Genomic DNA, 9,940 nt, shown 5'->3' on the forward strand with positions numbered 1-9,940 from the left:
ACACGTATGTATTTATATATATCAATCATTAAATTAAAGGAGAAGACAACATGAAAATCAACACTAATTTTAACAACAACATTATACCTTATGACTATGCTACAGGTGCACAACCGATTGACTTAATTAACAATAATCCTATTAAATCATTTCCATTTAATGTAGTAGATTTGCCACCAGGTACGCAATATATTGCTTGGACTTTAATTGATTATGATGCCGTTCCAGTATGTGGTTTCCCATGGATTCACTGGGTCGTGGCTAACGTGAGTGTCAATAGCGATACAATCGATATTGTTGAAGACTTTTCTAGAAATAAAGGTAACTTTGTACAAGGTAAGAACAGCTTTGCAACAGGTTTATTGGATGAAGATTTTTCAGAGATTGAAAATCATTATGTAGGACCTACGCCTCCAGATAAAGATCATTACTATGAACTTGTAGTTTATGCTTTAAGTGACAAGCTTAACTTAAAAAATGCTTTCTATTTAAATGAATTATTGCATCAAGTAGATTCTAAATTATTAGATAAAGCAAAAATTAATTTAGTAGGAAGAAAAGTTTAATGAAGCACCAACATTAATGACTTTATGAATGATTTAATAAGCTGTATTTGTTAAAAATAAAATAGAATAAAAAAGACGAGGTACGTTTGACTCTGATGTCAACGTATCTCGTCTTTTATTCATGATGTTATGATTCGTATTGATCTGAACCTTTACTTGGTTTCATGATGGCACCAAAAATTGCTACAAAAATTGTAAACACAACAGCCATAATAATAGGGTTAATTACATTTAATGCTGGACCACTGTTTAAACTGTTTAATACAAAGTTTACCATTTCTAGCAATAATACTGCCCATATAAATGTCATGAGGTATTTCATTTGATTTGACCTCCGCTTTTATAATCGATATCTCTATTTTAAGTGAAATATTTAAATTTGTATAGTGTAAATCAATGCTTAACACATACATTGTAGCAATTTTGATGTGACTGATGTTTTTAAAATGATTGAGTGTTGCATAGGCATTTTAAAAATTAAAATTGAAATAATATTGAAGCGGATACTTTTTTAAGTGTATAAATATAGTCCTTTAACCAACGAGGAAAAGTGAATCTACTTGAGTTTAAAAACAAGTATGTGTTAAATTAATACCTGGTATTAAAAATTTATTTAAGAAGGTGTACGACCATGAACGTGGGTATTAAAGGTTTCGGCGCATACGCTCCGGAAAACATTGTAGACAATGCCTATTTTGAGCAATTTTTAGAAACATCCGATGAATGGATTTCTAAAATGACTGGTATTAAAGAAAGACATTGGGCAGATGAAGATCAAGACACATCTGACTTAGCATATAACGCAAGTATTAAAGCAATTGAAGATGCAGGAATTCAACCTGAAGATATCGATATGATTATCGTAGCTACAGCTACAGGCGATATGCCATTCCCAAGTGTGGCTAATATTTTACAAGAGAGATTAGGCACTGGAAAGGTAGCCACAATGGATCAACTCGCTGCATGTTCAGGATTTATGTATTCAATGATTACAGCTAAACAATATATCCAATCTGGTGATTATAAAAATATTTTGGTTGTTGGTGCTGACAAATTATCTAAAATTACAGACCTTACAGACCGTTCAACAGCTGTGTTATTCGGTGATGGTGCCGGCGCAGTAGTGATGGGCGAGGTTTCTGAAGGTCGAGGTATCATCAGTTATGAAATGGGTTCTGATGGTAGCGGTGGAAAATACTTATATTTAGATAAAGAAACTGGTAAATTAAAAATGAATGGTAGAGAAGTATTTAAATTTGCTGTAAGAATAATGGGCGATGCCTCAACACGTGTTGTTGACAAAGCTGGTTTAACTTCAGATGATATCGATTTATTTATACCTCACCAAGCAAATATTCGAATTATGGAATCTGCAAGAGAAAGATTGGGTATAGAAAAAGAAAAGATGAGTGTTTCTGTTAATAAATATGGTAATACTTCAGCAGCTTCTATACCATTAAGTATTAACCAAGAGTTGCAAAACGGAAAAATCAAAGATGACGATAATTTAGTCTTAGTTGGCTTCGGCGGTGGCTTAACTTGGGGCGCAATCGTTATCAAATGGGGAAAATAGGAGGATAACGTATGAATGAAAAAAACAGAGTTGTTATAACGGGTATCGGAGCCTTATCTCCTATCGGTAACGATGCTAAAACAACATGGGAAAATGCTTTAAATGGAGTTAATGGTATTGATAGAATTACACGTATTAATACTGATAATTATAACGTGCATTTAGCAGGTGAATTAAAAGACTTTAACATTGAAGATCATATAGATAAGAAAGAAGCGCGTCGTATGGACCGTTTCACACAATATGCAGTTGTTGCAGCAAGAGAAGCGGTACAAGATGCGAAATTAGATATCAATGATGATACAGCTGATCGTATTGGTGTATGGATTGGCTCAGGTATTGGTGGTATGGAAACATTTGAAACGGCACATACAACACTAGTCGAAAGAGGACCTCGTCGTGTGAGTCCATTTTTCGTACCAATGTTAATTCCTGATATGGCTACTGGACAAGTATCTATTGACTTAGGTGCTAAAGGGCCTAACGGTTCCACTGTTACAGCATGTGCGACAGGTACGAACTCAATCGGTGAAGCATTTAAAGTCATCCAACGTGGTGATGCTGATGCGATGATAACTGGTGGTACAGAAGCGCCAATTACTGACATGGCAATTGCTGGATTTAGTGCAAGTCGTGCTTTATCTACAAATGATGATAAAGAAACCGCGTGTCGTCCATTCCAAGAAGGTCGTGATGGCTTTGTTATGGGTGAAGGCGCAGGAATCGTTGTCCTTGAATCATTAGAATCAGCTAAAGCACGTGGCGCAGAAATTTATGCGGAAATAGTAGGTTATGGTTCAACTGGAGATGCTTATCATATTACTGCACCAGCGCCAGAAGGTGAAGGCGGTTCAAGAGCAATGCAAGCTGCTTTAGATGATGCAGGAATCGAAGCGAAAGATGTTCAATACTTAAATGCACACGGCACAAGTACGCCAGTAGGTGACTTATATGAAGTTAAAGCAATCCAAAATACATTTGGAGACGCTGCTAAAACATTAAAAGTAAGTTCAACTAAATCAATGACTGGTCACTTATTAGGTGCAACAGGTGGAATTGAGGCTATCTTCTCAGCCTTATCTATCAGAGACTCTAAAGTAGCACCTACAATTCATGCTGTGACACCAGATGAAGAATGTAATTTAGATTTCGTTCCTAATAAAGCTGAAAATTTAGAAATTACTTATGCGATGAGTAACAGCTTAGGCTTTGGTGGACACAACGCAGTGTTAGTATTTAAGAAATTTGAAGATTAATTGAATATAAATAAAAATCTTCAAGTGGGTTTATAGATGACGCACTTGAAGATTTTTTATATTGAAAATGAAATAACAATAGCTAAAACGAAATATAAGAGATTAATGAGTAATATAGGGATCACCCATGATGAAATCATGTAGTGGTCCTTTTTAATATGTTTAGGGTTAAAAAATTCATCATCTTCTATGGTTTGTTTTTTCTTAGTTGAAGAAAGTTGATATTTTAAACGACGAAAACCATAACTGGTTGCATCGAAAATACCTTCTTGAACGATGAGTAAAGCAAAAACAACGATAAAAATAGTTAAAGATACATAAAATATTATATTAATGAAATTCAGTAATTCATGTGCAGACAATAGCCATATGATAAATGACAAGAAGGGCGTCAGTCCAGTGCCAATTAGTATAGATTTAAAACGCATAGGTGTACACCTCCGTTAACAATATTATACATATTTTACCTCATTACTATGATTACGAAAATATTGTAATGGAGTTTATTGCTACAATACATATTACATTGTTAATTTATTATTTACTATATTACTTTAAAGTAAAACTATATTGCAATTGTATGAAAACTGTATATATAATATGTATAAATATTTCTGAAAATTGCGAAGGGAATGTTAATTTTGAAAATTTAATATTATAGGGGGAGATTAAATGACGAGGTATATTCTTAAGAGATTAGGTTATATGTTTGTATCATTATTTATCATTATTACGATTACATTTTTCTTAATGAAATTGATGCCAGGTTCACCATTTAATGATGCAAAGCTGAATCCACAACAAAAAGAGATACTTAATGAAAAATATGGTTTGAACGATCCAGTTGCTGTTCAATATTTTCATTACATCAAAAATGTGGTCACAGGAGATTTTGGGAATTCATTCCAATATCATAATATGCCAGTTTGGGACTTAGTGAAGCCAAGACTGATACCATCTATGGAAATGGGTATTACAGCAATGATTATCGGGGTAATTGTTGGGCTTATATTAGGAGTTGCTGCTGCCACAAAGCAGAATACATGGGTGGATTATACAACTACTGTTATCTCCGTTATTGCAGTTTCAGTTCCTTCATTTGTTTTAGCTGTACTACTACAGTATGTATTTGCAGTTAAATTAAGATGGTTTCCAGTTGCGGGGTGGGAAGGCTTTTCAACTGCAGTTCTACCTTCACTTGCGTTATCTGCAACTGTATTAGCAACTGTAGCAAGATACATAAGGGCAGAAATGATTGAAGTACTAAGTTCAGATTATATTCTTTTGGCGCGAGCTAAAGGTAATTCTACGTTAAGGGTCTTATTTGGGCACGCCTTAAGAAATGCGCTCATACCTATCATTACAATTATCGTTCCAATGTTAGCCAGTATTTTAACAGGTACATTGACGATTGAGAATATATTTGGCGTACCAGGATTAGGGGACCAGTTCGTCAGATCGATTACAACAAATGATTTCTCAGTCATCATGGCTACAACAATACTTTTCAGCACTTTATTTATTGTGTCTATCTTCATTGTAGATATTCTTTACGGCATCATTGATCCAAGAATTCGTGTACAAGGAGGTAAGAAATAATGAGTGATATGAAAAGACCTATTAAATTAAACGATGATGTATCTAACGCGGCAATGACACATACTTCAGAGGGAATATCTGATTCAGATTTTGTTATCCGAGAGTTAGATTTAAATCAAGAACCTGAAATGCAGCGTGAAAGTAAAAACTTTTGGCAAGATGCATGGAGTCAACTTAGAAGAAATAAATTAGCTGTAGTTGGAATGATTGGTTTACTAATTATTATTATTTTAGCGTTTGTCGGACCATTGATGAATAAACATGACTACGCTGAACAACACGTAGAATACCGTAATTTACCGGCAAAGGTTCCTGTATTAGATAAAGTTCCATTTTTACCATTTAATGGGGAAGGTGCAGATGGAAAGGATGCTTATAAAGAAGCAGGTGCTAAAGAAAATTATTGGTTTGGTACCGACCAACTTGGACGTGATTTATGGACACGAACTTGGAAAGGGGCACAGATTTCATTATATATCGGTATCGTTGCTGCACTTTTAGATATTTTTATTGGAGTTGTGTATGGTGCAATTTCAGGATTTTTTGGGGGTAGAGTGGACGATATAATGCAAAGAATTCTTGAAATTATTGCCTCTATTCCAAATCTAATTGTCGTTATTTTATTTGTATTAATCTTTGAACCTTCAATTTGGACAATCATATTAGCGATGTCCATTACTGGTTGGCTTGGAATGAGCAGAGTTGTACGTGGTGAATTTTTAAAATTAAAAAACCAAGAGTTTGTAATGGCTTCTCGAACACTAGGTGCTTCCAAATGGAAATTAATATTTAAACATATTTTGCCAAACACTTTAGGTGCGATCGTTGTTACTTCTATGTTTACTGTACCTAGCGCGATATTCTTTGAAGCATTTCTCAGCTTTATAGGAATAGGAGTACCGGCACCACAAACGTCGTTAGGTTCACTTGTAAATGATGGACGTGCAATGTTACTTATTCATCCACACGAATTATTTATACCAGCAATCATTCTAAGTTTGTTAATTTTATTTTTCTATCTATTTAGCGACGGGTTACGTGATGCATTTGACCCTAAGATGCGTAAGTAAAGGAGGCAAAAGTTATGACAGAGAGAATTTTAGAAGTCAATGACTTGCATGTGTCCTTTGATATTACTGCAGGGGAAGTGCAAGCTGTTAGAGGTGTAGATTTTTATTTAAACAAAGGGGAAACGTTAGCTATTGTAGGTGAGTCTGGTTCAGGAAAATCAGTAACAACAAAAGCTATTACGAAACTTTTCCAAGGGGATGCCGGAAGAATTAAAAAAGGAGAAATTTTATTTTTAGGTGAAGATTTAGCACAAAAATCTGAAAAAGAATTAATTCAATTAAGAGGCAGAGATATTTCAATGATTTTCCAAGACCCTATGACATCATTAAATCCAACGATGCAAATTGGTAAACAAGTCATGGAACCCTTAATTAAGCATAGAAATTATAGTAAATCACAAGCGAAGCAACGTGCGCTAGAAATTTTAAACTTAGTAGGTTTACCACATGCGGAAAAGCGATTTAAAGCATATCCACATCAATTCTCTGGCGGTCAGCGTCAAAGAATTGTTATCGCAACAGCATTAGCATGTGAACCCAAAGTACTTATTGCAGATGAGCCAACAACGGCTTTAGATGTGACGATGCAAGCTCAAATACTCGATTTGATGAAAAAGCTTCAAGATAAAATCGAGACATCCATTATTTTTATTACACACGATTTAGGCGTTGTAGCAAATATTGCAGATAAAGTGGCAGTGATGTATGGGGGACAGATGATTGAGACAGGAGATGTAAATGAAATTTTTTATGATCCTAAACATCCTTATACGTGGGGATTGCTTTCTTCAATGCCTGATTTAACTACAAGTAATGATACTGACTTAATTGCAATTCCAGGGACACCACCTGATTTACTTCATCCTCCTAAAGGTGATGCCTTTGCACGTCGTAGTCGATATGCTTTGGATATTGATTTTAAAGAAGAGCCACCATGGTTCAGGATTTCACCAACACACTTTGTCAAATCTTGGTTATTAGACGAACGTGCGCCTCAAGTGACACCACCTGAAATGGTTCAACGACGATTAAGACATATGCCTAATAACTACGAGCAACCACAAAAAGTAGAGAGGGTGTCGTTTAATGGAAAATAGCGAAAAGGTTCTATTAGAAATAAAAAATTTAAAACAATATTTTAATCAAGGTAAGAAAAATGAAGTCAGAGCGATTGATAATATAAGTTTCAATATCTATAAAGGGGAAACTTTAGGTTTAGTTGGAGAGTCTGGTTGCGGAAAATCAACTACTGGTAAAGCAATCATTAAATTAAACGACATTACAAGTGGAGCAATAGAGTATGAAGGTATTGATATTCAAAAAATTCGAAAGCGTAAAGATTTATTGAAGTTTAATAAGAAAATACAGATGATATTCCAAGATCCGTATGCATCGCTCAATCCACGTCTTAAAGTGATGGATATTGTAGGAGAAGGTATTGATATCCATAAACTTGCTAGTAGTAAGCGGGATCGAAAGAAACGTGTATATGACTTGTTAGAAACGGTTGGTTTAGGTAAAGAACATGCAAATCGTTATCCTCATGAATTTTCAGGAGGGCAAAGACAACGTATTGGTATTGCACGCGCATTGGCTGTGGAACCAGAGTTTATTATCGCTGATGAGCCGATTTCTGCTTTAGACGTATCGATTCAAGCTCAAGTAGTCAATTTATTGCTTCGTCTGCAACGAGAGCGTGGGATAACATTCTTATTTATCGCGCATGATTTATCTATGGTTAAATATATTTCCGATAGAATTGCAGTGATGCATTTTGGAAAAATAGTAGAACTTGGTCCTGCAGATGAAATTTATAATCACCCTTTACATGACTATACGAAATCTCTATTAAGTGCTATTCCACAACCTGACCCTGAGAGTGAAAGAACACGTCAACGTGTGTCTTATGAAGAAGATGCTTCTCTTAACGATTATCGACATTTGAATGAAATTAGACCAAATCATTACGTTTTTACAACGAAGGAAGAAGCGGAAAAATTAAGTGAAGCTTACGCTACTCAGAACATTTAACTTAAAGGGGAGGGGGAAATGAGAGATGAATAAATTTAAATTCTTAACGATTATATTGAGTTTAATCATTGTTTTATCCGCTTGTAGTAATAAAAAAAGTTTATACTCAGACGAAGGACAAGTTTTCAGAAAGGTTATTCCTCAAGATATGACAACATTGGATACAGCCTTAATCACTGATGCTGTATCTGGAGATATCGTTGCTCAAGCTTTTGAAGGTTTATACTCTATTAATAAAAAAGACAAAGCAGAACCAGCGATTGCTAAATCCTTTCCAAAAAAGAGCAATGGTGGTAAAACATTGACGATTAATTTGAGAAAAAATGCAAAATGGTCTAACGGCGATCCAGTCACAGCACAAGATTTCGTCTTTGCGTGGCGTAAAGTAGTCAATCCAAAGACAGCATCAGAATTTGCTTACATCATGTCAGATATTAAGAATGCTGATGCTATTAATTCAGGTAAAAAGCCTGTAAAAGACTTAGGAATTAAAGCATTAGGAAAATATAAATTACAAATTGATTTAGAACGACCAGTGCCATATATTAATGAACTTTTAGCACTCAATACCTTTAATCCTCAGGATGAAAAAATTGCCCAAAAATATGGTGAACAGTATGGTACAACTGCAGATAAAGCAGTATATAATGGACCTTTTAAAGTAACCAATTGGCAAGTAGAAGATAAAATTCAAATGGTGAAAAATGATAAGTATTGGGATAAGAAACATGTCAAGCTCGATAGAGTGAACTTTAAAGTATTAAAAGATGGTCAAGCTGGGGCTTCACTCTACGATACGGGGTCTGTTGATGATACAACAATTTCATCTGAACAAGTTGATAAATATAAAGGGAATAAAGCGCTTAACTATAGGTTAACAGCAGGAACTTTCTTCATTAAAATGAATGAAAAACAAATACCTGAGTTTAAAAATAAATATTTAAGATTAGCAATTGCTCAATCTATTAATAAAAAAGGATATGTTGATTCAGTTCTTAATAATGGTTCATTACCATCGAATAACTTTACGGCTATTGGAACTGCTAAAACACCGGAGGGAAAAGATTTTGCAAGTACAATAAAATCTCCATTAACTTATAATGATAAAAAAGCACGCACGAATTGGCATAAAGCTCAAAAACAATTAGGTAAGAAGAAATTTGAGTTTACAATGAATACGGAAGATACACCAGCTCAGAAAATTTCAGCAGAGTATATTAAATCCCAAGTTGAAAAGAACTTACCAGGCGTTACATTAAAGATTAAACAAATGCCATTTAAACAGAAAACGACATCAGAACTATCTGGTAATTTTGAAACAAGTTATTCTGGTTGGGTACCTGATTATCCAGATCCAACTGCATTTTTACAAACTATGACTAAAGGTAATGCTCAAAATAATACGGATTGGAGCAACAAGGAATACGATCAGTTATTGAAAGATGCAAATGGCAAACTTTTAAGAAAAACAGATGAGCGCAATGCTGCATTACAAAAAGCAGAAAATATTTTGTTAAATGATGCACCAGTCGCCCCTATTTATCAAAAAGGCGAAGCACATTTAACTAATCCACAAGTAAAAGGACTTGTTTATCATAAGGTTGGACCAGATACTACATTGAAAGATGTGTATATCGATAAATCTATTGATAGAAAAACAGGCAAGAAAAAATAAAATAATCTAAAGTAGAAGCGGTACTGGATAGTTGAAGCCAGTGCCGCTTTTGTGGTTTATAGAGCTGATCTAAGTTTTGTTCCAAATGAGTGAAGTGTTTCAGTATGTATATATTTAAAAATATAATTCGCACATCTTTTTTATTTTGATAAACATTATAGAAATTAAGA

At 34.4% G+C, this 9,940-nt stretch carries 10 protein-coding genes; 8 read left to right on the top strand and 2 right to left on the bottom strand.

Annotation, left to right across the window (positions count from 1 at the left end; all coding sequences use genetic code 11):
- Positions 1–50: 50 nt before the first annotated feature.
- On the top strand, positions 51–566 hold the full coding sequence (locus CD155_RS02785; protein ID WP_103212455.1) for a YbhB/YbcL family Raf kinase inhibitor-like protein: 516 nt from the start codon (positions 51–53) through the stop codon (positions 564–566).
- A gap of 127 nt (positions 567–693) precedes the next feature.
- Here CD155_RS02785 and CD155_RS02790 read toward each other — a convergent pair whose 3' ends face one another.
- Positions 694–888: a YjzD family protein gene (locus CD155_RS02790; protein WP_002441823.1), complete on the bottom strand. Its 195-nt coding sequence runs from the start codon at positions 886–888 to the stop codon at positions 694–696.
- A 309-nt stretch (positions 889–1,197) separates the two neighbouring features.
- Between CD155_RS02790 and CD155_RS02795 the strand changes: the two genes are divergently transcribed.
- Entirely contained in the window at positions 1,198–2,139 is a 942-nt protein-coding gene (locus tag CD155_RS02795) for a beta-ketoacyl-ACP synthase III (protein ID WP_103212456.1), read from the top strand.
- An 11-nt stretch (positions 2,140–2,150) separates the two neighbouring features.
- Complete coding sequence (fabF, locus tag CD155_RS02800; RefSeq protein ID WP_103212457.1) at positions 2,151–3,395, top strand: beta-ketoacyl-ACP synthase II; 1,245 nt, start codon at positions 2,151–2,153, stop codon at positions 3,393–3,395.
- 56 nt (positions 3,396–3,451) lie between these two features.
- Here fabF and CD155_RS02805 read toward each other — a convergent pair whose 3' ends face one another.
- Positions 3,452–3,823, bottom strand: coding sequence for a DUF3899 domain-containing protein (locus CD155_RS02805; protein WP_103212458.1), 372 nt, complete (start codon positions 3,821–3,823; stop codon positions 3,452–3,454).
- Positions 3,824–4,067: 244 nt separating this feature from the next.
- On the opposite strand from CD155_RS02805, the gene opp3b reads away from it, so the two are divergent.
- Genes opp3b through CD155_RS02830 form a run of 5 tightly spaced genes read left to right on the top strand, consistent with a single transcriptional unit; the run spans position 4,068 to position 9,770 of the window.
- Complete coding sequence (gene opp3b, locus CD155_RS02810) at positions 4,068–4,994, top strand: oligopeptide ABC transporter permease (RefSeq protein WP_070873019.1); 927 nt, start codon at positions 4,068–4,070, stop codon at positions 4,992–4,994.
- Positions 4,994–6,064: an oligopeptide ABC transporter permease gene (gene opp3C, locus CD155_RS02815; protein WP_103212459.1), complete on the top strand. Its 1,071-nt coding sequence runs from the start codon at positions 4,994–4,996 to the stop codon at positions 6,062–6,064. Before opp3b ends, opp3C begins: the two co-directional genes overlap by 1 nt.
- A gap of 14 nt (positions 6,065–6,078) precedes the next feature.
- Complete coding sequence (locus tag CD155_RS02820; protein WP_070832044.1) at positions 6,079–7,161, top strand: ABC transporter ATP-binding protein; 1,083 nt, start codon at positions 6,079–6,081, stop codon at positions 7,159–7,161.
- A complete protein-coding gene (locus CD155_RS02825) occupies positions 7,151–8,095 on the top strand; it encodes an ABC transporter ATP-binding protein (RefSeq protein ID WP_070873012.1) in 945 nt (314 codons plus the stop codon). Before CD155_RS02820 ends, CD155_RS02825 begins: the two co-directional genes overlap by 11 nt.
- A gap of 25 nt (positions 8,096–8,120) precedes the next feature.
- Positions 8,121–9,770 carry a peptide ABC transporter substrate-binding protein gene (locus CD155_RS02830; protein ID WP_103212460.1) on the top strand — a complete coding sequence of 550 codons (1,650 nt, stop codon included), beginning with the start codon at positions 8,121–8,123 and terminating at the stop codon, positions 9,768–9,770.
- Positions 9,771–9,940 lie beyond the last annotated feature (170 nt).

The sequence above is a fragment of the Staphylococcus caprae genome (assembly GCF_002902725.1).
In the GTDB taxonomy this organism is placed as follows: domain Bacteria; phylum Bacillota; class Bacilli; order Staphylococcales; family Staphylococcaceae; genus Staphylococcus; species Staphylococcus caprae.

What these genes read in the sequence shown, in the direction of transcription:
- CD155_RS02785 (WP_103212455.1), top strand. Translation starts at nt 51, where the DNA reads ATGAAAATCAACACTAATTTTAACAACAACATTATACCTTATGACTAT.
- CD155_RS02790 (WP_002441823.1), bottom strand. Translation starts at nt 888, where the DNA reads ATGAAATACCTCATGACATTTATATGGGCAGTATTATTGCTAGAAATG.
- CD155_RS02795 (WP_103212456.1), top strand. Translation starts at nt 1,198, where the DNA reads ATGAACGTGGGTATTAAAGGTTTCGGCGCATACGCTCCGGAAAACATT.
- fabF (WP_103212457.1), top strand. Translation starts at nt 2,151, where the DNA reads ATGAATGAAAAAAACAGAGTTGTTATAACGGGTATCGGAGCCTTATCT.
- CD155_RS02805 (WP_103212458.1), bottom strand. Translation starts at nt 3,823, where the DNA reads ATGCGTTTTAAATCTATACTAATTGGCACTGGACTGACGCCCTTCTTG.
- opp3b (WP_070873019.1), top strand. Translation starts at nt 4,068, where the DNA reads ATGACGAGGTATATTCTTAAGAGATTAGGTTATATGTTTGTATCATTA.
- opp3C (WP_103212459.1), top strand. Translation starts at nt 4,994, where the DNA reads ATGAGTGATATGAAAAGACCTATTAAATTAAACGATGATGTATCTAAC.
- CD155_RS02820 (WP_070832044.1), top strand. Translation starts at nt 6,079, where the DNA reads ATGACAGAGAGAATTTTAGAAGTCAATGACTTGCATGTGTCCTTTGAT.
- CD155_RS02825 (WP_070873012.1), top strand. Translation starts at nt 7,151, where the DNA reads ATGGAAAATAGCGAAAAGGTTCTATTAGAAATAAAAAATTTAAAACAA.
- CD155_RS02830 (WP_103212460.1), top strand. Translation starts at nt 8,121, where the DNA reads ATGAATAAATTTAAATTCTTAACGATTATATTGAGTTTAATCATTGTT.